Origin of the sequence: Sphingobium soli (assembly GCF_020782245.1) — a bacterium.
In the GTDB taxonomy this organism is placed as follows: domain Bacteria; phylum Pseudomonadota; class Alphaproteobacteria; order Sphingomonadales; family Sphingomonadaceae; genus Sphingobium; species Sphingobium soli.
The window spans coordinates 14,643-37,384 of sequence record NZ_JAJGNP010000010.1 but is presented as its reverse complement, the minus strand read 5'-3'; the positions used below and the strand labels follow the sequence as shown (position 1 = coordinate 37,384).

Annotated in this window: 26 protein-coding genes, 2 tRNA genes and 1 pseudogene; 15 read left to right on the top strand and 14 right to left on the bottom strand. The window is 63.6% G+C overall.

Annotated elements, in window-relative coordinates; genetic code table 11:
- Positions 1-63: 63 nt before the first annotated feature.
- From typA to LL253_RS12595, 8 genes are all read left to right on the top strand, one after another.
- Positions 64-1,884: a translational GTPase TypA gene (gene typA / locus LL253_RS12630; RefSeq protein WP_009822717.1), complete on the top strand. Its 1,821-nt coding sequence runs from the start codon at positions 64-66 to the stop codon at positions 1,882-1,884.
- Between the two features lie 252 nt (positions 1,885-2,136).
- A complete protein-coding gene (locus LL253_RS12625; protein ID WP_228220909.1) occupies positions 2,137-2,628 on the top strand; it encodes a response regulator transcription factor in 492 nt (163 codons plus the stop codon).
- Positions 2,629-2,694: 66 nt separating this feature from the next.
- On the top strand, positions 2,695-3,045 hold the full coding sequence (locus LL253_RS12620) for a hypothetical protein (protein ID WP_228220908.1): 351 nt from the start codon (positions 2,695-2,697) through the stop codon (positions 3,043-3,045).
- A 62-nt stretch (positions 3,046-3,107) separates the two neighbouring features.
- Positions 3,108-3,527 carry a hypothetical protein gene (locus tag LL253_RS12615; protein ID WP_228227412.1) on the top strand — a complete coding sequence of 140 codons (420 nt, stop codon included), beginning with the start codon at positions 3,108-3,110 and terminating at the stop codon, positions 3,525-3,527.
- On the top strand, positions 3,505-3,990 hold the full coding sequence (locus tag LL253_RS12610; protein ID WP_009822713.1) for a helix-turn-helix domain-containing protein: 486 nt from the start codon (positions 3,505-3,507) through the stop codon (positions 3,988-3,990). Before LL253_RS12615 ends, LL253_RS12610 begins: the two co-directional genes overlap by 23 nt.
- A gap of 80 nt (positions 3,991-4,070) precedes the next feature.
- Positions 4,071-5,390 (top strand): NupC/NupG family nucleoside CNT transporter, encoded by a 1,320-nt coding sequence (locus tag LL253_RS12605; RefSeq protein ID WP_228220906.1) that lies wholly within the window; start codon positions 4,071-4,073, stop codon positions 5,388-5,390.
- Positions 5,391-5,458: 68 nt separating this feature from the next.
- Positions 5,459-6,505, top strand: a complete 1,047-nt coding sequence (locus LL253_RS12600; protein ID WP_228227411.1) for a DUF1176 domain-containing protein — start codon at positions 5,459-5,461, stop codon at positions 6,503-6,505.
- A 58-nt stretch (positions 6,506-6,563) separates the two neighbouring features.
- The gene (locus LL253_RS12595; protein ID WP_009822710.1) at positions 6,564-7,265 is read left to right on the top strand and encodes an HAD family hydrolase; all 702 of its coding nucleotides are present in this window, start codon (positions 6,564-6,566) and stop codon (positions 7,263-7,265) included.
- A gap of 18 nt (positions 7,266-7,283) precedes the next feature.
- Here the strand turns inward: LL253_RS12595 and egtD are convergent, their stop codons facing one another.
- From egtD to gluQRS, 6 genes are all read right to left on the bottom strand, one after another.
- Positions 7,284-8,243 carry an L-histidine N(alpha)-methyltransferase gene (gene egtD, locus LL253_RS12590; protein ID WP_228227410.1) on the bottom strand — a complete coding sequence of 320 codons (960 nt, stop codon included), beginning with the start codon at positions 8,241-8,243 and terminating at the stop codon, positions 7,284-7,286.
- A gap of 2 nt (positions 8,244-8,245) precedes the next feature.
- Positions 8,246-9,514 carry an ergothioneine biosynthesis protein EgtB gene (gene egtB / locus LL253_RS12585; protein ID WP_228227409.1) on the bottom strand — a complete coding sequence of 423 codons (1,269 nt, stop codon included), beginning with the start codon at positions 9,512-9,514 and terminating at the stop codon, positions 8,246-8,248.
- Positions 9,515-9,587: 73 nt separating this feature from the next.
- Positions 9,588-10,448: a GGDEF domain-containing protein gene (locus LL253_RS12580; protein ID WP_009822707.1), complete on the bottom strand. Its 861-nt coding sequence runs from the start codon at positions 10,446-10,448 to the stop codon at positions 9,588-9,590.
- Between the two features lie 128 nt (positions 10,449-10,576).
- A complete protein-coding gene (locus LL253_RS12575; RefSeq protein ID WP_228220901.1) occupies positions 10,577-11,146 on the bottom strand; it encodes a cob(I)yrinic acid a,c-diamide adenosyltransferase in 570 nt (189 codons plus the stop codon).
- Positions 11,147-11,164: 18 nt separating this feature from the next.
- Positions 11,165-11,401, bottom strand: a complete 237-nt coding sequence (locus tag LL253_RS12570) for a twin transmembrane helix small protein (RefSeq protein ID WP_009822705.1) — start codon at positions 11,399-11,401, stop codon at positions 11,165-11,167.
- 9 nt (positions 11,402-11,410) lie between these two features.
- Complete coding sequence (gluQRS, locus tag LL253_RS12565; RefSeq protein ID WP_228227408.1) at positions 11,411-12,301, bottom strand: tRNA glutamyl-Q(34) synthetase GluQRS; 891 nt, start codon at positions 12,299-12,301, stop codon at positions 11,411-11,413.
- Between the two features lie 95 nt (positions 12,302-12,396).
- On the opposite strand from gluQRS, the gene LL253_RS12560 reads away from it, so the two are divergent.
- The gene (locus LL253_RS12560) at positions 12,397-12,963 is read left to right on the top strand and encodes an HNH endonuclease (protein WP_009822703.1); all 567 of its coding nucleotides are present in this window, start codon (positions 12,397-12,399) and stop codon (positions 12,961-12,963) included.
- A gap of 18 nt (positions 12,964-12,981) precedes the next feature.
- Here the strand turns inward: LL253_RS12560 and LL253_RS12555 are convergent, their stop codons facing one another.
- Complete coding sequence (locus LL253_RS12555; protein ID WP_037543522.1) at positions 12,982-13,716, bottom strand: Crp/Fnr family transcriptional regulator; 735 nt, start codon at positions 13,714-13,716, stop codon at positions 12,982-12,984.
- Positions 13,717-13,914: 198 nt separating this feature from the next.
- On the opposite strand from LL253_RS12555, the gene murA reads away from it, so the two are divergent.
- Both murA and LL253_RS12545 read left to right on the top strand, forming a co-directional pair.
- A complete protein-coding gene (murA, locus tag LL253_RS12550; protein WP_009822701.1) occupies positions 13,915-15,198 on the top strand; it encodes a UDP-N-acetylglucosamine 1-carboxyvinyltransferase in 1,284 nt (427 codons plus the stop codon).
- The gene (locus LL253_RS12545; RefSeq protein WP_228227407.1) at positions 15,191-16,714 is read left to right on the top strand and encodes a PAS domain-containing protein; all 1,524 of its coding nucleotides are present in this window, start codon (positions 15,191-15,193) and stop codon (positions 16,712-16,714) included. The genes murA and LL253_RS12545 overlap by 8 nt, the downstream gene beginning before the upstream one ends.
- On the opposite strand, the gene LL253_RS12540 is transcribed toward LL253_RS12545, so the two are convergent.
- The 3 genes from LL253_RS12540 to LL253_RS12530 form a co-directional block, all read right to left on the bottom strand.
- A complete protein-coding gene (locus LL253_RS12540; protein WP_228220898.1) occupies positions 16,662-17,114 on the bottom strand; it encodes a response regulator in 453 nt (150 codons plus the stop codon). The genes LL253_RS12545 and LL253_RS12540 overlap by 53 nt on opposite strands.
- Before the next feature lie 81 nt (positions 17,115-17,195).
- Entirely contained in the window at positions 17,196-17,414 is a 219-nt protein-coding gene (locus LL253_RS12535; RefSeq protein ID WP_228227406.1) for a DUF2188 domain-containing protein, read from the bottom strand.
- Positions 17,415-17,418: 4 nt separating this feature from the next.
- On the bottom strand, positions 17,419-18,036 hold the full coding sequence (locus LL253_RS12530) for a DNA-3-methyladenine glycosylase family protein (protein WP_037543520.1): 618 nt from the start codon (positions 18,034-18,036) through the stop codon (positions 17,419-17,421).
- 77 nt (positions 18,037-18,113) lie between these two features.
- Here LL253_RS12530 and LL253_RS12525 point away from each other — a divergent pair, with 77 nt between their 5' ends.
- Positions 18,114-18,431 carry a 2Fe-2S iron-sulfur cluster-binding protein gene (locus tag LL253_RS12525; RefSeq protein WP_228227405.1) on the top strand — a complete coding sequence of 106 codons (318 nt, stop codon included), beginning with the start codon at positions 18,114-18,116 and terminating at the stop codon, positions 18,429-18,431.
- Positions 18,432-18,438: 7 nt separating this feature from the next.
- On the opposite strand, the gene LL253_RS12520 is transcribed toward LL253_RS12525, so the two are convergent.
- Together LL253_RS12520 and rlmB are read right to left on the bottom strand one after the other, a co-directional pair.
- Complete coding sequence (locus tag LL253_RS12520) at positions 18,439-19,170, bottom strand: hypothetical protein (RefSeq protein ID WP_228227404.1); 732 nt, start codon at positions 19,168-19,170, stop codon at positions 18,439-18,441.
- Between the two features lie 20 nt (positions 19,171-19,190).
- Entirely contained in the window at positions 19,191-19,940 is a 750-nt protein-coding gene (gene rlmB, locus LL253_RS12515; RefSeq protein ID WP_228227403.1) for a 23S rRNA (guanosine(2251)-2'-O)-methyltransferase RlmB, read from the bottom strand.
- 103 nt (positions 19,941-20,043) lie between these two features.
- Between rlmB and LL253_RS12510 the strand changes: the two genes are divergently transcribed.
- The 3 genes and pseudogenes from LL253_RS12510 to LL253_RS12500 all read left to right on the top strand — a co-directional run bounded on the left by LL253_RS12510 (position 20,044) and on the right by LL253_RS12500 (position 20,671).
- Positions 20,044-20,130: transfer RNA gene (locus LL253_RS12510), tRNA-Tyr, on the top strand.
- Positions 20,131-20,192: 62 nt separating this feature from the next.
- Positions 20,193-20,268, top strand: a tRNA-Lys gene (locus LL253_RS12505).
- Positions 20,269-20,351: 83 nt separating this feature from the next.
- Positions 20,352-20,671: pseudogene (locus LL253_RS12500) on the top strand (DMT family transporter).
- A gap of 126 nt (positions 20,672-20,797) precedes the next feature.
- Here LL253_RS12500 and tcmP read toward each other — a convergent pair.
- Together tcmP and LL253_RS12490 are read right to left on the bottom strand one after the other, a co-directional pair.
- The gene (gene tcmP, locus LL253_RS12495) at positions 20,798-21,958 is read right to left on the bottom strand and encodes a three-Cys-motif partner protein TcmP (RefSeq protein WP_228227402.1); all 1,161 of its coding nucleotides are present in this window, start codon (positions 21,956-21,958) and stop codon (positions 20,798-20,800) included.
- Entirely contained in the window at positions 21,959-22,696 is a 738-nt protein-coding gene (locus LL253_RS12490) for a DUF5131 family protein (protein ID WP_228227401.1), read from the bottom strand.
- Positions 22,697-22,742: the final 46 nt, after the last annotated feature.

Below are 22,742 nucleotides of genomic sequence, written 5' to 3'. Positions count from 1 at the left end.
CGCGCCCGATAGTCCCGTCCCGGCGTGGTGCCGAACCGGGAAACCCGATCCCAAAGGCCGTTCATGTCCCAGCGTAATATCGCCATCATCGCGCACGTCGACCATGGCAAGACCACCCTCGTCGACCAGCTTTTCCGCCAGTCCGGCACCTTCCGCGACAATCAGCGCGTGGAAGAGCGCGCGATGGATTCCAACGACCTGGAAAAGGAACGCGGCATCACCATTCTGGCCAAGCCCACCTCGGTCGAATGGAACGGCACCCGCATCAACATCGTCGACACCCCCGGCCACGCCGACTTCGGCGGTGAGGTGGAACGCATCCTCTCGATGGTCGACGGCGTTATCCTGCTGGTCGATTCGTCGGAAGGCGCGATGCCCCAGACCAAGTTCGTCACCGGCAAGGCGCTGGCGCTGGGCTTGAAGCCCATTGTCGTCGTTAACAAGGTCGACCGCCCGGACGAGCGCATCCAGGAAGTGCTGGACGAAGTATTCGACCTGTTCGTGACGCTGGACGCCAATGACGAACAGCTCGACTTCCCGGTCCTCTACGCATCGGGCCGCAACGGCTATGCCAGCGAAGACCCGCAGCGCCGCGAAGGCACGCTGGAGCCGATGTTCCAGAAGATCGTCGATCATGTACCGCCGCCGGCGCTGGACGAGGATGCGCCGTTCAGCTTCCTCGTGACGCTGCTCGACCGCGACAATTTCCTGGGTCGCATCCTGACCGGCCGTGTCCAGTCGGGCACGCTCAAGGTCAACCAGCCGATCCACGCGCTCGATGTGGACGGTAACGTGATCGAAACCGGCCGCGCGTCGAAAATCCTGTCCTTCCGCGGCCTGGACCGCGTGCCGGTGGACGAAGCCAAGGCGGGCGACATTATCAGCCTTGCTGGCCTCACCGTCGCGACCGTCGCCAACACCATCGCCGACCCGCAGGTCAGCGAGCCGATCAAGGCGCAGCCGATCGACCCGCCGACGCTGTCGATGCGCTTTGCCGTCAATGATTCGCCGATGGCCGGTCGTGAGGGCAGCAAGGTGACGAGCCGAATGATCCGCGATCGACTGGCCCGCGAAGCGGAATCCAACGTAGCGATCAAGGTCACCGAATCGGAAGACAAGGACAGTTTCGAAGTCGCCGGCCGTGGCGAACTTCAGCTGGGCGTTCTCATCGAAACCATGCGTCGCGAAGGGTTCGAACTAGGGATCAGCCGTCCCCGCGTGCTGTTTGGCGAAGACGAAAACGGCGGCAAGACCGAACCGTATGAAACCGTCGTCATCGACGTGGACGATGAATTTTCTGGCACGGTCGTCGACAAGATGAACATCCGCAAAGCGGAAATGACCGACATGCGCCCCTCGGGCGGCGGCAAGACCCGCATTACCTTCTCTGCGCCGTCGCGCGGCCTGATCGGCTATCATGGCGAATTCCTGTCCGACACGCGCGGCACGGGCATCATGAACCGGCTGTTCGAAAAATATGGCCCGCACAAGGGCAAGATTGAAGGGCGCAAGAACGGCGTCCTCATTTCGAACGGCGCGGGCGAAGCCAATGCCTATGCCCTGGGTCCGCTGGAAGAACGCGGCATCCTGTTCGTGGGCGTGGGCGAAGCCCTCTATGAAGGCATGATCATCGGCGAGAACGCCAAGCCCGAAGATCTTGAAGTCAACCCGATGAAGTCGAAGGCGCTCACCAACTTCCGCGCCAGCGGCAAGGATGACTCGATCCGCCTGACCCCGCCCAAGAAGATGACGCTGGAACAGGCCATCGCCTATATCGACGATGATGAAATGGTCGAAGTGACGCCCAAGACCATCCGCTTGCGCAAGCGCTATCTCGATCCCAATGAGCGCAAGCGCATGAGCCGGGCGAAGGCGGCCGCCTGATCAGCGATTGATTTTCGAAGGGGCCGGCGCCGCAAAGTGCCGGCCCCTTCATTTTTACGGCGCGACTCAAAATGGGACAGGTCAGGGGACGCATGGCCGCGCGCATTTGCGTCCGCTTGCCCTGTCATGTCATCTTTGCGCCCTAGAGCGAACCGAATCGTAACCGATGCTTTTGCAAGCAAGTTGCGTGACGGGTGCTATGATCGCCAATGATCGTTGGGCACCATGGCCGCACGCAGGAGGAAAGACGGAGTGGCGGAGACCCTGCCAGCCTTGAGCGAGGGAGAAAAGCAGTGTCTGCGCCTTGTCGCGCAGGGCTTCAACTCCAAGGAAATCGCGCGGCAGCTGCATGTGTCCGAGCATACGGTCGATCAGCGCGTGCGCACCAGTTTGCGCAAATTCAACGTGCCTTCGCGCAAGGAAGCGGCGCGCCTTTTCGTTTCGGCTGAACAACCATCGCCCCAGAACGGCACATATCAGCCATTGATATATCAATCGCAACCGCTTGCCTCCGATCCCGAACCTGCGTCATCCAGTGCTCAGCCGGACAGGCCGGATGATGAGCAGCAGCCCAGAACGCTCTTGCGACGCATCCTCGCCTTCGGCCCGCCGCTAGGGGGATCGACCAATGAACTGAGTATCGATGGCCGCATATTGGCGATGGTCCGGGCCGCTATTTTGACCGGGGTCGGCGTCGTCGCTTTGCTGCTGTTGCTCGCCGGAGCGTTCCGGCTGTTGGCCTGATCTTTCCTGAAATGCCCTGCTGATAGAACGCACCGCTTCACTTGGCGTGTGCGAAGGAGAAGACTTGTGCTGAACCTCGACCCCGTCAAGACACAGGCTGTCGCCGCCCAGACCCGTCAGGCCTTCGCTGCGCTGGATACCGCGCTTGTCGATGCCGCCCAACTGACCACTGCCTTTCTTGCCGCTTCCCAGGGGTCAGGCCTCACGGCGAGCGAAAGTCAGCGCATTCTTAAGCAGATTCACGAAAGCGCGACCAAGATCATCGAGGGCCGCGGAGACATGATCCGCGCCACCGCACTGCTCACCCGCTGCCTTGAACATAGCGCCATTCCCGTGACGTCCGTCGGTTGCCCGATCGGCCTCGAGCAGGAAGAAGACAAGCGCGAAACCGCGCATCACCTGACCCTGGTCGCCTGACCGGGCGGGAAGTCGCTGGCGTTCGACCGGATGTTTGACCCCTCTCACAAACGGAGATTCGAATGCTGGCGGCTTCCTTTTGGCTCCTGACCGTGATGGCCTGCCTCTTCGCGGCCATATTTGGCGGCCGGGAAGGGCGATGGTTTGTCGGATTGTTCCTTTCCAGCGTGGTGCTCACCATTCCGGCACAGTTGGCCGGATCCTGGCATGCCACGCAATTCTGGTTGGCCATGGTCGACATATTGTTGCTGGCTGGCCTGGTGTGGCTGATGCTCCGGGCGACCTGCTATTGGCCGATCTGGGCCGCAGCCAGTCAGCTTCTGACGGTGCTCACCCACTGTGTGACGCTGCTTCTCAGCAATTTTTCCGACCGCATCTACGCCGGCCTCAGCACGGTCTGGGTCATCCCGCTCCTGCTTTTCACCATCATCGGCATCGAACTCGACCGAAAGGCCCGCCATGACCGCGCATATGCCGCCTGAACGCGCGATGCCCAGCCAGCAGGCCGTCGATCTGGTGGTCGCGCTGCAACGCTGCCTCACCCGTTTTCATGCGTTGCAGGAAGAACCACCGGTTCTCGACGGGCAGGATGGCGATGGCTTCACCATGCTCGCGCGCTATGTCGAGGCGCGGCGGGCGCGCTCGATGCTCTTTGGTCAGGGGCTGTTCGCCGACCCGGCTTGGGACCTGCTGCTGGCCCTCTTCCAGGCGGAACTGGAAGATCGCACGATGACACTGGAACAGCTCACCGAAACGCTGCGCCTGTCGATGAATGTCATGCTCAACCATGTCGGCATATTGGAACGGCGCGGCCTGCTGGCCGAACATAGTCTGTCGCCCCGTGGCCAACGCCGCCGGATCATGCGCCTGACGCCGTTGGCGGTGGACGCGATGACCTCATGGCTGTCGATCGCCTTTGGCGGGGAGGATGCCACTTCGGCATAGCAAGCGTCCAAAAGGCTGGCTTCCGCGCGCCGCTCTCCATATAGTCGGTGGCGTTTGCCCTATTCCCGCGAAAGCGCTTCATGCATCTTCTCATCGGCCTCGCCGGCATCGTCCTCATTCTCGCCATCGCCTTCGCCCTTTCATCCAACCGCCGCGCCATTCGTCCGCGCGTGGTGGGCGCGGCCTTCCTGTTGCAGGCGGGGATCGCGCTGCTGGTGCTCTACGTACCGGCTGGCCGCGCGATCATCGCGGGCATGTCGCGGGGTGTGTCGAACCTGCTCGGCTATGCGCAGGCGGGCACCGATTTCATCTTCGGGCCGCTCGCGCGTCCCGATATCGGCGGGGCCAGCTTCGCGATCGCCGCGCTGCCGGTCATCATCTTCTTCGCCAGTCTGGTGTCGATCCTCTATTATCTGGGCATCATGCAGTTCGTCGTCCGCTGGGTCGGCGGCGCGATTGAAAAGGTGACGGGCGTCTCCAAGGTCGAAAGCCTGTGCGCGGCGGCCAATATCTTCGTCGGCCAGAGCGAAAGCCCGCTGGTGATCCGCCCTTATCTCGCCGCGCTCAACCCCGCCCAGTTGTTCGCGGTCATGACCAGCGGCATGGCGGGGGTCGCCGGCACCATTCTGGCCGCCTATGCCTCCATGGGAATCCGGATCGACTATCTGCTTGCCGCCAGCTTCATGGCCGCGCCCGGCGGCTTGCTGATGGCCAAGATCATCATGCCCGATGAGCCTGAACGCGAACCCGAACTGCCGCTGGGGTCGCATCATGATCTGCCGCTGCCCGATGCGCGGATGAGCGGCGCCGGCCCGGCCGCGCTGATGAGCGAGACGACGCCGGGCGAGCCCATGCCGCCTGCCACCCATGATGAGGAACGCCCCGCCAACATCATCATGGCCGCCGCGCAAGGAGCGCAGACAGGTGTCAAGCTCGCCGTCGCGGTCGGCGCGATGGTGCTGGCCTTCGTGGCGCTGGTGGCGCTCGCCAACGGCATATTGGGCGGCATCGGCGCGCTGTTCGGCTATCCCGATCTCAGCTTCCAGATGCTGCTGGGCTATGTCTTCTCCCCGGTCATGTATCTGCTCAACATCCCGTGGACCGAAGCGCAGGTGGCAGGCGGCCTGTTCGGCACGAAGGTCGTGCTCAACGAATTTGTCGCCTACATCAATCTGGGTCAGGTTCAGGGTGCGCTGTCGCCCACCACCATTGCCATCGTCACCTTTGCCCTGTGCGGCTTCGCCAATTTCAGTTCCATCGCGATCCAGATGGCGGTGACGGGCAATCTTGCCCCCAACCAGCGGCCGATGATCGCGAAGCTGGGCATCAAGGCGCTGGTCGCTGGCAGCCTCGCCAATCTGATGAGCGCGGCGCTGGCAGGCCTTATGTTGAGCCTTTAAGCCCGATCGGGACGAAAGCGTAACAGAAGCCCTGTTTCTTTCGCCTCAACTAGGCTATGGTTAACGCCATGGGGGCAAACACTTTTCTTGCGGCTGCGTTGGCGGCCCTGAGCTGGTCGGGCATGAGCGCGGCGCAAGCGCCGACGCCCGGCACCTTGGAAACCTACAAGGACTGGACGATCGGCTGCGATAATCGCAATCGTTGCGAAGCCGTTGCCTTGCTGCCCGAAGGCGGCGAATGGCCGGACAATCCTGTCATGATTGGTGTCGTGCGCGAAGCCGGACCCGACGCCGAAGCCGAGGTCTGGGTCAGTCGAGACGCCAAGGGCGACGGCGACGTCAGTTTCATCATCGATGGTCGCCGTCTTGCCACGGCGCGCAGCCGCAATGGCGACGCCATGGTGCGCGGGCCGCAGGCCGCTGCGCTGGCGATCGCCATGGCGCAGGGCAGCCAGATGGAATTGCGGGCCGGCGGCCGCCTTCTGGGCCGGCCCTCGCTCGCCGGGTCGGGCGCGGCGCTTCGCTACATGGACGCCCGGCAGGGCCGGGCAGGGACCAGCACTGCGCTCGTCGCGACAGGGCCGCTCGGCCCGCTCGCCGTGCGCGCGGCGCCGCCCGCCCCGATCATCAAGCGCGCGCCGGTTCCCACTGGCGGCGCGCCCATCGCGCTGTGGCGGGAGGAAAGAACCGCTCTTGGCACGTTCACTGGCTGCACGGACGAGATGCGCGACGCCGAACCGCCCGAACTCCATCGTCTGTCCAGGACGGAGACGTTGATCCTCGTCCCCTGTGGCAGCGGTGCCTATAATTTCACGACCATACCCGTGATCGCCACCGGCATCGCGGGGCGTCGCGCCTTTCATTTCGCGCCCTTCGATTATAAACCCGGCTGGAGCGAGGAAGAAGCCAAGCCGATGCTGGTCAACGCCGGATGGGTGCCGGAAAAGTCGGAATTGTCGAGCTTTGCCAAGGGCCGCGGCATCGGCGATTGCGGCGGCAGCGAAACCTATGTCTGGGACGGATCGCGCTTCCGCCTGACCGAAGCGACCAGCATGGGCGAATGCCGCGGCGCCTGGCACTGGATCAGGACCTGGTCGGCGCAGGTCAGCGATTGACAATTACCGCTGCGCTCTTTGCAATGGCGGCGACACGGGCCGCGCCTATATGTCAGACATGGCTTCTGACATCCTGACCGCGCCCGCGCCTTCTACGACCCTCCCGGATCCGGTCCGGGCCGTTATCTTCGATATGGACGGCACGCTGATCGATACGGAATCCGCGCATCGCCGGGCCTTTGTCGATACCGGCCATGCGCTGGGCTGGCCGCTTGGGGAAGACCTGTTGCTGTCGATGGTCGGCATCCATCGCGATGAAAATCAGCGGGTTCTGGCAGAGCGGCTTGGCCCGGACTTCCCACTCGCGCAATTTTATGCCGACAGTGACGCGTTGTTCGAGGCGGCGGAGGATGCCGGCATTCCGCTTCGTCCCGGCGCGGACCTGTTGCTCGATCATCTGGCGCGCGCCGGCATCCCGATGGCGCTCGCCACGTCCACCGCCGCGCCCTTCGCGCAGCAGCGGCTGGAACGCAGCGGCCTGATCCATTATTTCGATGTCATCGTGACGCGCAGCGATGTGGAACGGCCAAAGCCCGATCCCGAACCCTATCTGCTTGCCGCCCGCCGCCTGGGCATCGACCCTGCGCATTGCGTCGCGGTGGAGGACAGCCATGCCGGCGTCCGCTCGGCGACGGCGGCGGGGATCGCCACCGTCATGGTGCCCGACCTGCTGCCCCCGACCGAGGAACTGACGCTGGCCTGCGCGCATGTGTTGCCAAGCCTTGCCGATCTGCGCGACCTGCTCCGCGCAACGGACTGAACGGGACCGACAGGGAAGTTAGGCCGCCTGCGCCAGCACCAGCCCGAACAGGCCCTCAGCATCTGTCCACTCGTCCGCTGGGTCCCAGCCGCCCGCGCGCAGCAGCACCCGCTGGTCGCGTGTGCCATATTTATGGCTGCTTTCGGTGTGGATGGTCTCGCCACGCTCCATGTGAAAGCGCGCGCCCGCGACCTGGAAATTGAGCGGCCGCACCGCTTCCAGATGCATTTCGATCCGCGCCTTCTCATCATTCCAGACCGCGCGATGGGCAAAGCCGTCAATCGGCATGTCGCCGTCCAGCTCCCGGTTGATCCGCTCGATCAGGTTGAGGTTGAATGCCGCCGTAACCCCCTGCGCATCGTCATAGGCGGCGATCAGCCGGTCGCGATCTTTGATCCGGTCCATGCCGATCAGCAGCATCGCGTCCTCGCCCAGCAAGCGCCGCATCGCGCGCAGCAGGTCGACCGCCGCTCCTGGCTCCATATTGCCGATCGTGGAGCCGGGGAAAAAACCCAGGCGCGGCATGCTGCTTATTTCCTTCGGCAGGTCGAGCGGCTGGTTGAAATCGCCCACCACCGGCAGGACCGGCAATTGCGGGAAAGCGCGCGCCAGTTCAGCGCTGCTGTCACGCAGGAAATCGCCGCTGATATCGATCGGCACATAGGCGGCCGGATCAATTGCGCGCAGCAAATGGGGCGTCTTGCGCGAACTGCCCGCGCCAAATTCCACCACCGCGCGCCCTGCACCCGCCGCGCGCGCCACGTCCGGGCCATGCGCCTTGAGCAAAGCGGTTTCGGTGCGGGTCGGATAATATTCGGGCAAGTCGGTAATCTGCTCGAACAATTCCGACCCGCGCCGGTCATAGAACCAGATCGGCGGCGTCGATTTGGGTTCGTGTCCCAGCCCCTCCAATATATCCCGGCGAAAAGCCGGGTCGATCCTCTGCGTTCGGGCGGGGGCATCCTCGGTCAGCAGCATCGTCACAGATCCTTTGCCAGCCGCAGCCCGGTGAACTGCCAGCGTTGGTGGGGGTAAAAGAAATTGCGGTAACTGGCCCGCATATGGCCGCGCGGAGTCGCGCAACTGCCACCCTTCAGCACGAACTGGCCCGACATGAACTTGCCATTATATTCGCCCACAGCGCCGCCTGCGGCGCGGAAACCGGGATGCGGACGATAGGCGCTGCCGGTCCATTCCCATACGTCGCCGAACATCTGCTTCAGCGCATCGGTGGGGGCGGCAGGATAGGGACGGGGGCAGGTGGACCCGTCAAACTGGTTGCCGCCGCCCGGTGCGATATTCTGCGCCGCGCTTTCCCACTCTGCTTCGGTGGGCAGGCGCGCGCCCGCCCAACTGGCATAGGCGTCGGCTTCATACAGGCTGATATGCGTTACCGGCGCGGCTGGGTTGACCGGCTGCCGGCCGTCGAGACCGAAACGGGTCCAGCCCTGTTCGCCTTGCTGCCAGTAAAGCGGTGCCTTCACGGTCTCCTTCTGCACCCAGGCCCAACCGTCCGACAGCCAAAGCGAGGGCGTTTCATAGCCCCCATCCTCGATGAAGGCGATCCATTCGCCATTGGTGATCGGACGATGCGCCAGCGCATGGGGATGCAGCAGCGCGCGGTGGCGCGGTCCTTCGCAATCGAATGCAAAGCCGGTGCGCCCGTCGTCGCCGATTTCCGTCAGTCCTTCCCGCCCTTCGATCCAGTGCAGCGGACCGGGCAGATCGACCGCATTCGCGCTGCGTGGTTCGAACAGCGCCGGTTCCAGCGGATTGAGCGAGAAAAGATGCAGCAGGTCCGTCAGCATCAATTCCTGATGCTGCTGTTCATGATGCAGGCCCAATGTCACCAGCTGCTGGGCGGCGGGCGACAAATTGGGCAATATGGCTTCCATTTCCGCGTCCACATGGGCGCGATAGGCCATGATGTCGCTGAGCGCGGGACGGGTCAGCATGCCGCGCATCGGGCGGGCATGGCGCGGCCCTTCGGCCTCATAATAGCTGTTGAACAGATAGGCGTAGCGCTGGTCGAACGGGCGATAGCGCGGAGCATGATCGCGCAACACGAAGGTTTCGAAGAACCAGGTGACGTGCGCCAGATGCCATTTTGCCGGTGACGCGTCCGGCATGGACTGGACGGTTGCGTCGGCATCCGACAGCGGCGCGGCGATGGTCTGCGTAATATGTCGAACGTCGCGGTATCGCGTCACCAGATCATTCTGGCGGGCATCGCCCCAGCTTCTGGCCATTCATGCCCCTTCCGTACGTTTGTTCCGCTCCAAGGTGGAAAAGCGCATGGAAGGCGTAACGGTTCCCCTTCCCTTAGGGGCAGGGGACCGCATCTGGGGCCGCGGCGCGGCACACGCGGTCGCGTCCGGCCTGCTTGGCATCGTAAAGGGCGGCGTCGGCCGCCGCCAGCGCCTCTTCCACCGGCCCCCCCGACCAGCGGCTCAAGCCTGCGGAAAAACTGATGATGCGGCCATTGACCCGCCCGATCGGCTCGCGCCGCATCTGTTGGGCAATGCGCGCCAGCGCCCAACTGGCCTCATCATCCGCCGCATCGCGAAAGAAAATGGCGAATTCCTCGCCGCCCCAGCGCGCCACCAGGTCGGCGCGGCGCACATGCGACGCCAGCCGGTCGGCAAAGGCCGCCAGCACCCGGTCGCCTTCGTCATGCCCCTTGATGTCGTTGACCTGTTTGAAGAAATCGATGTCGATGAGCGCGATGCAGCCCTTGCGCAGCCCGGCCGGCAGCGCATCGATCTGCGCCAGGAAGCCGCGCCGGTTGGCGACGCCGGTCAGCGGATCTTCGTTCGCGGCGATCGCCAGGTCGTTCATATGGGCCTGCGTCGTCGCGGCCGCGCGCTGCACCCCGGCGTAGAGATTGGCTATGACGTCCCCGACCTGCGGCAGCGACTTGCCATCGTCGGGCTGCGCGTTCAGCGCTTCGGCCAGCGTGTGGATCGGGCTCAGCAGCGCGCCGATCCCGTAAAGGGCCAGGCCGGTGCCCGCGACCGTCGCCAGCGTCAGCATGACCACTTCGGCCAGCGCCAACCGCCCGGTGGCCGCGCCCCACCCGATATAACAGAGCAGGGGGAGGTGGGTGGCGACGAAGCAGACGGCGAACAGGCGCAGGCGCAATGAGCGCGGGAATATGAAGGAGGTGGCAAGATAGAATTGCATGAGCGATCCCGTGATATGACCGCAAGGAGACATCTGCGCGGAGTCTGAAGGCTCTTTGAAGAAAGAGGGTTAATCGCAGCGGATGCGGCAACCCGTTCCCTGCCTGAGTCCGGTGGACTGGCGCCCGGTCAGCGCGAGGCGCCGGGAACCCATTTGACGTCGTCTGCGCCATTGTCGTTCAACCGCCTGGCCAGCACGAACAGCAGGTCGGACAGGCGGTTGAGATAGGCCAGCGCCTGGGGGTTGAGCGCGACATCGGCAGCGGCGGCCATGGCGCTGCGTTCAGCCCGCCGCGTAATTGCGCGCGCCAAATGGACGGCGGCGGCGGCCGCCGACCCGCCCGGCAGCACGAAGCTGTCGAGCGGTGCCAATTCGGCGTTCATAAGGTCGATTTCGGCCTCCAGCCGCGCGACCTGGCTCGCCACGATCCGCAGCGCCCAGGGTTCGTCGTCGCCCTCCGGGATGGGCGTCGCCAGGTCCGCGCCCAGATCGAACAGGTCATTCTGGATGGTGGTTAGCCATTGGGCCTCGGGCCGTGCGTCCATGGCGACGATGGCAAGGCCGATCGCGCTATTGGCCTCGTCAACATCGCCCACGGCCTGCATGCGCGGGGCATATTTGGGCAACCGCGTTCCATCCGCCAGCCCGGTGGTGCCGCCATCGCCCGTGCGCGTGTAGATTTTGTTCAGCTTCACCATGGCGTCCGGCCGCTGCGTTCAGCCATGTCCCTTGGCCATCAACAGGATCGCGACAATGATGATCGCGGCCGCCTGGAACAGGACGCGGTTCATCATCATCCGGTTCTGCTTGAGGCGCGCGGGGCTGGGGCCGCTGCCTTCGGGCGCGTTCAGATCCTCCTTGGTGGTCTGGAGGAAGGCAATAACCCCCCGGATCAGAGCGACCAGCGTCGCGATCATGGCGAGGATGAGGGCGATGACAAGGACCGTATTCATGGACGCAGCCTATGCTTTTCCGCCGCTGATGCCAACCGGAAAGCGCCGCGCACGCAGGTCGGCAGCCAGAACGCGCGGGTCGATGCCCTGCGTCCGCAGTTGCGCCAGCGACAGGGATCCGCTGCGTTTGGCCAGCCGCTGGCCCTGCGCGTCCACCAGCAACGGGTGATGGCGATAAGCGGGGGAGGGGAGGTCCAGCACCGCCTGGAGCAGCCGGTGAATGTCCGTCGCATGGCGCAAATCAGCACCGCGCAGGACATGGGTCACACCCATCGCCGCATCGTCCAGCGTGCAGGACAGATGATAGCTGGCCGGCGCATCCTTGCGCGCCAGCACCACATCGCCATGGACCGCCGGATTGGCCGCAATGACCTCGCTGCCCTCCGCGCCAAAGGCATGCCAGCACAGCGGCCCCGCGCGCGCCGTCGCTTGCGCCATGTCGATCCGCCATGCATGCGCCTTTCCTGCCGCGATTCTGTGCGTCTGCTCCTCCGCGCCCAGCGCGCGGCAGGTGCCGGGATAGACCGGCCCCTCCGGCCCGTGCGGTGCGGTCAGGCTGGCCTGAATGTCGGCGCGGGTGCAGAAACAGGGGTAGAGCAGGCCCATGTCCCGCAACCGATCCAGCGCCGCCATATAAAGGCGGATCCGTTGCGACTGGAACAGGATGTCGCCGTCCCATTCCACGCCCAGCCAGCGCAGGTCCTCGATAATGCCCGCTACATGCTCGGGCCGGCTGCGCGTGCCGTCGATATCCTCGATCCGCAGGCGCATCGTCCCGCCAGCGCCGCGCGCCAGGTCCATCGCCATCAACGCGGACCAGCCATGACCGACATGCAGCCGCCCCGTCGGGCTTGGCGCGAAGCGCGTCACCATATGCTGTGGTGCGACCGGCCGTGTCATACTGGCTCTTGACGAACAATATTCGTTAATGCTGTCATGTGCGCGTCATGTTGCTGGTGGATCAGCGGCTTCGGCAAGGGGGTAGACGTTTTTCTATGTACCATCCCGACCTGATACGACATCCGGAAAATTGTCCGGCGCTGGTTTTAAATGCGGACTATACGCCGCTCAGCTATTATCCGTTAAGCCTCTGGCCCTGGCAGACGGCGATCAAGGCGGTGTTTCTGGAACGGGTCGATATCGTCTCCTCCTATGAGCGAGAGGTGCATAGCCCCAGTCTTCAGATGAAGATCCCGTCGGTCATCGCGCTCAAACAATATGTGAAGCCGTCCGAACATCCCGCCTTCACCCGGTTCAACCTGTTCCTGCGCGACAAGTTCGCCTGCCAATATTGCGGTGCGACCAGCGACCTCACCTTCGACCATGTCGTGCCGCGCCGCGCGGGCGGCCGCACGACATGGGAAAATGTCGCCACCGCCTGTTCGCCCTGCAACCTCAAAAAAGGCGGCCGCACGCCCAAGGAAGCGCATATGCAATTGCATGTGCAGCCGATCCGCCCGACCAGTTGGCAGCTTCAGGAACATGGTCGTGGCTTTCCGCCGGGCTATCTGCATGAAAGCTGGCACGACTGGCTCTACTGGGATGTCGAACTGCTCGCCTGAAAGCGGTCTCTGTTGTCGTCAGCCGACCGGCAGCCAATCCAGGTCCATGTCCCTGTGTCGATTGGTATAATGGCCGATATCCTCCAGCCGCTCCATGTCCAGCATCCGGAACCGGCCATTGGTGCGGCTGATCAGGCCTTCCTGCTCCATCTGCCGAATCATGCGGTTCACATGGACGGATGTCAGACCGATCGAATCGCCGATCTCTTCCTGGGTCAGCTTCAAATCGAAACTGTCCTCGATACTGTCGTCGGTTACGCGCAGCCGATGGAACATGTCGAGCAGGAACGCCGCGACCCGCGCCTTGGCGGACGTGCGGCCCAGCGACGCCAGCCGGTCGGTCATCGATACGCGCTCGGCATTGGAGAGCAGGAACAAGAGCGCCGCGACGCGCGGATGCTCTTCCAGCAGGCGGCGCAGCGCATGTTTGTCGAACGGGCAGATCACCGAATCCGACACCGCCACCAATGATTCCGGCGCACGCGTATAGATGGTGCTGGCCGATCCGATAAAGTCGCCCGGAAAATAGACGCGCAATATCTGCCGGCTGCCATCGGGCAGGATGACGAAACTCATCACCCGCCCTTCGCGCAACACGAATAACTCCGTAATCGGATCGTTGACCCGCTGGATGACCGCTCCGCGCTTCACCTTGCGCGGATTTTCCTCCAGCCTCGCCAATGCCGCCTGTTCCGCGTCGGTCAAGGGCAAATGGCGCGACAACTGCTCTGCAAAACAGCTTTCTGCCACCAACACACCTTCTTGTAAAAAATAGTCGTTACGATGGCAAAACGCCTTGAGCGCCTTTTGGCTGCATTTTCAGCTTCTGCACTAAACTCGATCAATTCCCGAGCGCGTTCGAAAATTTCCTTCCGCAGTTCATGAGGCAGGCTCATCGCGCCGTCTCAGTTGCCTTGCACATGGCGCGTTTGCCGCTATTAACCCTGCGGAATGGACCGCATTGATATTCGCGGCGGCAACGCGCTGAACGGCCGCCTTCCTATTTCCGGCGCGAAAAATGCCGCCTTGACGCTGTTGCCCTGCGCGCTGCTGACGGATGAGCCGCTGACATTGCGCAACCTGCCGCGTCTGGCGGATGTCGACAGCTTTGGCCATCTGCTCAACCAACTCGGCGTTTCGACGATGATCGAGGGGGCGCGGCCCGAAGATTTCGGCCGTGTCATGACGCTGCGCGCCGGGCGGGTCACGTCAACCGAAGCGCCCTACGATATCGTGCGCAAGATGCGCGCGTCGATCCTCGTGCTGGGGCCGCTGCTCGCGCGCGCCGGCGAAGCGCGGGTGTCGTTGCCGGGCGGCTGCGCGATCGGCAACCGCCCGATCGACCTGCATCTGAAGGCGCTCGAGGCTCTGGGTGCGAAGATCGAGCTGGCCGCGGGCTATGTCCGCGCCAGCGCGCCCGATGGCGGCCTGCCGGGGGGCATGTACACCTTTCCCGTGGTGTCGGTCGGCGCCACGGAAAATGCCGTCATGGCGGCGGTCCTGGCCAAGGGTGAATGCACGCTCGAAAATGCCGCCCGCGAACCGGAAATCGTCGATCTGTGCAATCTTCTCGTCGCCATGGGGGCGGAGATCGAAGGCATTGGCAGCGATCGGCTGGTCATCCAGGGCCGTCCGCGTCTGCATGGCGCGACTTACAGCGTCATGCCCGACCGGATCGAGGCGGGAAGCTATGCCTGCGCCGTGGCGATCACTGGCGGGTCGCTGGATCTGATCGGCGCCAATGCCGACGACATGCACGCCATTCTGGCGGGGCTGCGCGATGCCGGGGTCCAGGTCGACGCGCACAAGCAGGGCATCCGCATATCCTCCGATGGCAAGCTGCGGCCGCTGACGCTTTCGACCGCGCCATTCCCCGCCTTCCCGACCGATATGCAGGCGCAGTTCATGGCGATGCTGACGCTGGCGGACGGGGCGTCGGTGCTGACCGAAACAATCTTTGAAAATCGCTACATGCACGTGCCCGAACTGGCGCGCATGGGCGCGGATATTGCGGTCAACGGGCGCACGGCGGTGGTGCGCGGCGTATCGCAACTGGTCGGCGCGCCGGTGATGGCAACCGACCTGCGCGCCTCGATGAGCCTCATCCTCGCCGGCTTGGCGGCGCAGGGGGAAACGCGCGTCAACCGCGTCTACCATCTTGATCGCGGCTATGAGCGGTTGGAGGAAAAACTTTCGGCGGTCGGCGCGGATATCGAACGCGTCGGCGATGGTTGACGCCGGGCTGACTACCGATCGCGGAGCGCTGTTGGCGCTGTATGACCTGGATGCCGGAGGCTTCCGGACGTTGGACGATATCACCGCGTTCGCGGCACATCTCTGCGACGCTCCCATTTCTCTGGTCAGTATCGTCGAAGATGTGCGGCAGCGATTCCTCGCGCGGGTCGGGCTGGACGCGCAGGAAACGCCGCGCGACGTGTCCTTTTGCGCGCATGCGATGCTGGGCGAACAGATTTTCATCGTACCCGATGCCGCTGCCGATCCGCGTTTTGCGGACAATGCGCTGGTTACCGGTCATCCGCATATCCGCTTCTACGCAGGCGCTCCGCTGATCGGACGGGATGGCGAGCCGCTCGGCGCGCTCTGCGTCATCGATACGGCGCCACGGGCGGACCTGACGCCGCTTCAGCGTCAAGGGCTGGAACTGCTGGCGCGTCAGGTGATGATGGAACTGGAAGGCCGCCGACGCGATCGCGACATGATCGCCCAGCAGCGTCTGGACGCCGCCGCCGTTGCCGACAGCGACCGGATGTTCCGGACGCTTGCGGACACCATGCCGCAAATGGTCTGGTCAACGCTCCCTGACGGCTATCATGATTATTACAATGCCCGCTGGTACGAATATACTGGCGTGCCTGTCGGATCGACGGATGGCGCCGCCTGGAGCGGCATGTTTCACGCCGACGATCAGGACGCCGCTTGGGACAGGTGGCGCAAGAGCCTGGAAACCGGCCAGCCCTATGAAATTGAATATCGGCTCCGCCATCATAGCGGCCAGTATCGCTGGACCTTGGGCCGCGCCCTGCCGATCCGCAATTCCAAAGGTCAAATCATTCGCTGGATCGGCACCTGCACCGACATCCACGAACAAAGGCTGATGATGGAAGAGCGCGAACTGATCGCGCATGAACTGTCCCATCGGATCAAGAATATTTTCTCGGTGATTGCGGGCCTTGTCGGTCTGTCCGCTCGCGAACACCCGACCATCCGACCCATCGCCGATGATCTGCGCGATCGTATCCTGGCGCTGGGCCGCGCCCATGATTTCGTGCGACCGCACATTGCTGAATCGGCGCCGCGCGCCGGTCAGGGGCAGGGGCATTTATGGGGCGTGCTGGACCAGATTTTCGCGCCCTATCGCAACATCGACGGATCGCGCATCTTGCTGTCGGGCGATGATCCCGCGATCGACGACCGGTCCGCCACCCCGCTTGCGCTTCTCTTCCACGAACTTGCCACCAATGCCGCCAAATATGGCGCCTTGTCGGTGGCTGACGGTCGCGTGCATCTTCACATAGCCCGTGAAGGGGACGATGTGCGGCTGGAATGGCGCGAACAGGGCGGCCCGGTAACGGCGCCTGCGAATACGGAAGGGTTCGGCAGTCGGCTGATGACGCTAAGCGTCGAACGTCAGCTGGGCGGCCGGCTTGAGCGCGACTGGCGCTCCGACGGTCTGTGTCTTACCCTCTGGATTCCATCCCGTTCCATGAGCCGGGTGGCGGAAAAGGCGTAAAGCCGGCAATTTCCGCCGCCATGATCTCCGGCTGCTCGGCCGCCGCGAGTTCAAGCGCCGCAGCAATGCTTTGGGGCCGAAACGGCTTGGTGATGACGCCCAGCGCCGCCACGGCTGCCTCGCCGATCTGTGCGGGGTTGGCGGTGACATAGATGACGCGCACCCCATGCTGGCTGGCCAGCTCCATGCCGATCTGGGGGCCTGTCGGGCCATCGCGCAAATTGAGGTCCACCAGGGCGATATCGCAATCCCGCGCATGCGCCAGGGCGGCGGCGCGGTCAGCCGCGATCGCGCCGACGCCAAAGCCGGCATCCTCCACGATCTGCTCGATCTCCAAAGCGACGAATATCTCGTCTTCAACGATGAGAACTTTTTTGCGCATTCTGCTATCCGACGACACCCTTGGAGCGAAACAACAGCGCGATCAGGTTTATGGTTCCCGCTGCACGCTCAAAATCGGTCATCGGGCTGAACATTCGGTTCACGGCTGAACGCTGGTCCACACCGTTTCGAAATCCGTGCCCGTCATCACCATCACTGACGCAGGATAACCCGCGTCCGCCGCCTTGCGCGCGGTGCCGCTCGCGCTGTCGACGGCCTGCGCCTGGGTGGGGAAGGGGCCATAATATTTATTGTCGAGGTTGATCTTCCAGACGCCCTCATGCTGCAGGACGATATAACGGGCGTGGGGCAGGGTCATGGGTTCACAATACCTCGGTGTTATAATGATGCCAGGCCATGATCGCCGCCGCGCCGCGATGCGGGCGCCAACCCTCGGCCACCTGTCGGGTCAACGCTTCGCTCGGCCGTTCGGGCAGACCCAGGATGCGCCCGATTTCGATTTGCACCGCCAGGTCGCCCGCCGGCCAGATGTCGGGGCGGCCTTCGGCGAACAGCAGGTAGATTTCCGCCGACCAGCGGCCAATGCCCTTGATCTGCACCAACTGGGCGATCGCCTCCTCGTCATCGGAAGGCAGGGCGTGCAGGTCGATGCCGCCCGACACCACCAGCTCGGCCAGGCTGCGGGCATAGCCCTGCTTCTGCCGCGACAGGCCACAGGCCCGCAGCGCGTCGAAATCGCGCGCCAGCAGCGCTTGCGGCGCGCAGCCTTCGCCCAGTTCGGCCTCCAGCTTGCGCCAGACGGCGGCGGCCGACGCAACGCTCACCTGCTGCCCCACGATCGTGCGCAACAATGTCTCATAGCCGGGCGTACGCACCCGCGGCGCGGGATAGCCGACCCGCGCGATCGCTGCGGCAAAACCGGGCTCCAGCGCCGCGATCACGTCCAGGCTTTCGCGCATCTGTTCTGCCGTAGTTACCATCTTTGCGTCCAGCGCGCCCTTGATTTCGCGGCGTCCCTCCGCCACAGCGGCGAAGAAAATTCTAGGGGACTGGATAGATGCCGAAACTGATCGTGGTCAACCGTGCGGGTGAGGAACAGGCTGTCGATGGCGACAAGGGCCTGTCGGTGATGGAAGTCATCCGCGACAATGGCTTTGACGAATTGCTGGCGCTGTGCGGGGGTTGCTGTTCCTGCGCAACTTGCCATGTCTATGTCGATCCCGCTTTTGCCGACGCATTGCCAGCGATGAGCGAGGACGAAAATGACCTGCTCGACAGTTCCGACCATCGCACCGACGCCAGCCGCCTGTCCTGCCAGGTCGTCCTCAGCGACGCACTGGACGGCCTGCGCGTCACCATCGCGCCGGAGGACTGATCGCTTCTCAGGGGGCCAGGCGCAGCGTCGCCATCGGCGCATCGCTGGTCAGCGGCGTCACCGTCCAGACGATGCGCTTGCCCTCCTGCGCGTCCTGCGCGCCCTCTTCCTGATTCTGGCTGATGATCTGCGCGTCGGTGGTCAGCGTGAAGCGCCCGTTCAGCGCCTTGGCCGCCTTGTCCCCCGCGCCGCCCAGACCGCCTGGTCCCTGGCTCTTGTCGAATCCGGTCGCAAAGCCCGGCGCTTTCACGCGCACCCGCTCGTCGCCGCGCAATTCCACCGCGACGAACGGCAATATGATCTGCGCGTCGATATTGAACGGGAACAGGAAGGCGTGGTCCAGCCGCCCGCTCACCGCATAGTCGATCTCGAATTTATGGTCGCCCAGATAGCGGGCGGACCGGAACCCTTTTTCACGCAGCAGGGCAGCGGCGATCGCCTGCATCTGCGCATCGTCATCGTCCGCGCCATCCGCGCTGAAATCCTCCTGCGCCTGCGCCGCTACGGGCAACAGCGTCGGCTCGGCCGCCTCGTCGTCCGGCGTATCCGCGTCCCGATCGCCGCCGGTCCATCCCGCCGGGCTCATGTCCGACGCCAGTATCTCGCCCTTATAGGCAAAGGCGAAGCGGCGGTCGGCGCGGATGTCGAGGCTGGATTCGAACCGACCCGGCGTCACCAGGCATGCCGACAGCGTCAGCAGTCCCGACAGTGCGCCTGCGATCCGAACCAGCCCCCGCATGCCCTTGTCCCCCTCTTGCCTTACCGGTCCTGGCGGTTGGTCGCCGCATAGAGCGCGATCGCCGCTGCATTGGACACGTTGAGGCTCTCCATGCGCGGGCTGATCGGCAACTTGGCGATGATGTCGCAATGGGCGATGCTGTTGTGGCGCAGCCCTTCGCCTTCGGCCCCCAGCACCAGCGCCACGCGCGACTGGCCGATCGCCTCGCCGATCGTCGTGTCCGCCTCGCCGTCCAGGCCGATGCGCCAATAGCCCGCTTCGGCGATCTCATCCAGCGCCCGGGCCAGGTTCACCACCCGCACCCACGGCACGATCTCCAGCGCGCCCGAAGCCGCGCGCGCCAGCACCCCGGATTCGGGCGGCGCGTGCCGGTCCTGCGTCACGATGCACAGCGCGTCGAACGCGGCCGCCGACCGCAGGATCGCGCCCACATTATGCGGGTCCGTCACCTGATCGAGCACCAGGATCGGCCTTTTATCGTCCTGCCCCTCTTCCAGCACATCGCCCAGCCAGACATCGTCCAGCGGCTCGACTTCCGCCACGATGCCTTGATGCGGCGCGTCGGACGGGACCATCCGTCCCATGTCGGCGACGTCGGAATAGACGATGGGCAGCACCGGCGGCAGGTCGAGCGCGCCCAGCGCCTCGCGCGTGCCCCATATCTTGCGCACGGTGCGGTTGGGGTTGGCGAGCGCCGCGGTCACGGCGTGGCGGCCATAGAAGCGGGGGAAGGCGCCCTTGGGCTTGGCGGAACGATGCGTCTTTTTCATGGCTCCGCTCTTTTCACATCAGGCCATTGACAGGCAAGCCTCCATTCGCCATTAGGCCGCCTCCAGCGCGGCGGGGAAGCCTTTCTTCGACGTGCAGGGCACTGGACAGGTGGCCGAGTGGTTAAAGGCAGCAGACTGTAAATCTGCCCGGGTTTCCCGTACGCTGGTTCGAATCCAGCCCTGTCCACCACTGCACCGGCCGGTGCGGTCGCCTTTCCTTTCGCGAAGGGCGGAAAACAGACAGGCCAGTGTGGACGCATAGCTCAGTTGGTAGAGCAGCTGACTCTTAATCAGCGGGTCCTAGGTTCGAGCCCTAGTGCGTCCACCACCCCCTTCGACAGCCGCCTCTTCCGGGTTTCCGCCGGCCTGTCGTCGCTTTCCCGAGCCCGCGAGAGAGAAAGAGGGACACGCATGGCGTGGCTGATCCTGGGCATTGCCGTCTTCACCGAAATCTGCTGGGCCTTGAGCCTCAAATGGGCCGCGACCATCGCCAGTTGGCAGGCGTCGATCGTCCCCATCGCCCTGAGCTTCCTCAACATGGCCCTCCTCGCGCTGGCCATGCGCGCCACCCGGCCGGCACCGCCTACGCCATCTGGACCGGCCTCGGCGCCGTCGGCGTCATCATCGGCGGCATGATCCTCTTCGGCGACAAGGTGAACCTGGTCCAGGCCGGTTTCATGGCGATGATCGTCATAGGCGTCGCCGGCACGAAGCTGTTCGGGCAGGGGTGAGGGGGGCGCTCCTGATGCGAGTTCGACGGAGGCTTTGCCAACCTCACGATGGGACGTTCATCTATGACTTGGTAGGGGACTTGCTCAACCGTCGGCCTTCAGGCGGGAAGGACAGAAGGCAGTAGCTCAACGCCCAGGCAGTATCCAATAATCGTCTTTCGGTCGCTTGATCGCCGAGCTGGTCCAGTCTGGCACTTCAATTTGAGCCGCTTCGCGCAGCTCGCGGACACAATCCCCAATCTGATTGTATGTGACTACGCAGGCATCGAGAACAGCGGGCCAGACGGTTTTCCATTGCAAGCCTTCGGGCTTTTGAGCGAGCAATTCCAAGACCTTCTCTCGTCCGGCATTTAGCCCGTCGCTGATTTCTAGTGCGCTGCGCTCTCCGGGGTTTATAGCGGTGGGGTCGGCAAAGAGATCGTCCATGCCACTCTGCTGACGTCGCGCCTCTTGGCGTCGCACTGATTTGTAGGTCGCCTGCGTCTCCAACGCTTTCACATGTGCGTCGCGAAACACCAGCAAACCAATCGGGTGTCGTGAAAGGAAGATCAGCTTGTAGAGTGGGCGTTCGGCTGCCGTCTCATCGACTGTAAGGGCTGGCGCGTAGGCATAGTTGCCCATTTTGCGTAGCGCTTGGCGCGCCCGATCGGTGATCGCCGCCTCGCGCTCGGCACCCTTTAGCATTAGAAAATCCCTTCGCCATCCCCCCTCCTCATCGGATAGACCACCAAGCCATCCTTCAAGCGGCGGCATACGGTCCTGTGAACTGGCGAAGCGATTAGCGAACTGAAACATGAAGTTTAGCAAGACTTCGGTTTTGTCAGGCTGAATTAGACATTTGAACGTGCGGACATCTGGTACGCCTTTGGGGTCGATAACTACAAAGCGAAAAGCCTCCTTTGGGATCAGACTGGCGATGGTGGCGGCATGTTGCTCGGCTACACCGGAATAGCAGAAGGTCTCGACCTCGGGAAAGCGCTTCACCGCCTCGGTTAATGCAGCGAAATTGTGTGTATCCTTCTCGACGAGGTGTGCGACCATTCGAACCTTGCGGCCGAGCTTGGCTTGCGTGGCCTTGGCTTCGGTCATGCGGCGCAGCGCTATGCCAAAAGAGGTATCCGAGTAATCGCCGCTCTTCGACTGCCACGGTCCGGAAAACAGATCTACATATGTAAATTCGCCTGCCCAACGCACGATCTTTGGGATCTGCGCCGGCATGTAGGTGTCGAGGAAGGTATGCTTCACGAGCGCCTGTTCGCGTCCCTCGTACCATCCCGGATTCAGCATTCAGCCGATCACCCGCTGCATCTGCGGCCACTCGCTCCATTCGCGACCGTCGAGTTCGCGACCACCAGATTTGGGCCGAAAACCGCCCCATTGTTTGAAAAAGAAGGGCACGCCTTGCCGGCGGCATGCGTCGCGAATCTCGCGCGCCCAATCTATGTGCATAATACGCGCATTGGGACCACTCTCGCCCCCCGCAATCACCCAATGGATGCCGCTCAAGTCGATATCGCCGACCGGCCCGATCAACGGCTCGACCGACAAAAAGCGGACGGCCGATGGTGCGGCACGAAGATGTTCAACCCGCGCGGCCCCCCGGCAATCCTCTACCGACACGCCCGTCCAGATATGCGACGGCGGAGCACGGTCTGCATATCTGGCTGCGAGATAATCGCGCATTCTGGGACTTCGCTTGGTCAGCACTTGGTAAGTGTGCCAGTCGGCTGCCTCCATCGTGTTGAACACCCGGTTGATGAACGACGTAGGAATTTCCTTGTGGAACAGGTCGCTCATCGAGTTGACGAAGATCATGCGGCCGCGCCGCCAGCGAAGTGGCTGGTCGAGGCGCTCCGGCCTGAGCTTCAGATCAAACCCATTTTCGAAAGGATGGCCGCGTACGCCGCGGAAACGCTCTGAGAAGCGCTCTGCATAGCAATTGTCACAACCCGCCGTGATCTTCGTGCAGCCCGTTACCGGGTTCCACGTCGCATCCGTCCATTCAATCGCGCTATTCTCGGCCATTCCAGTGCTTTGTTTCGACCTCTCTCGTTGCGCACCGCCAGGATAT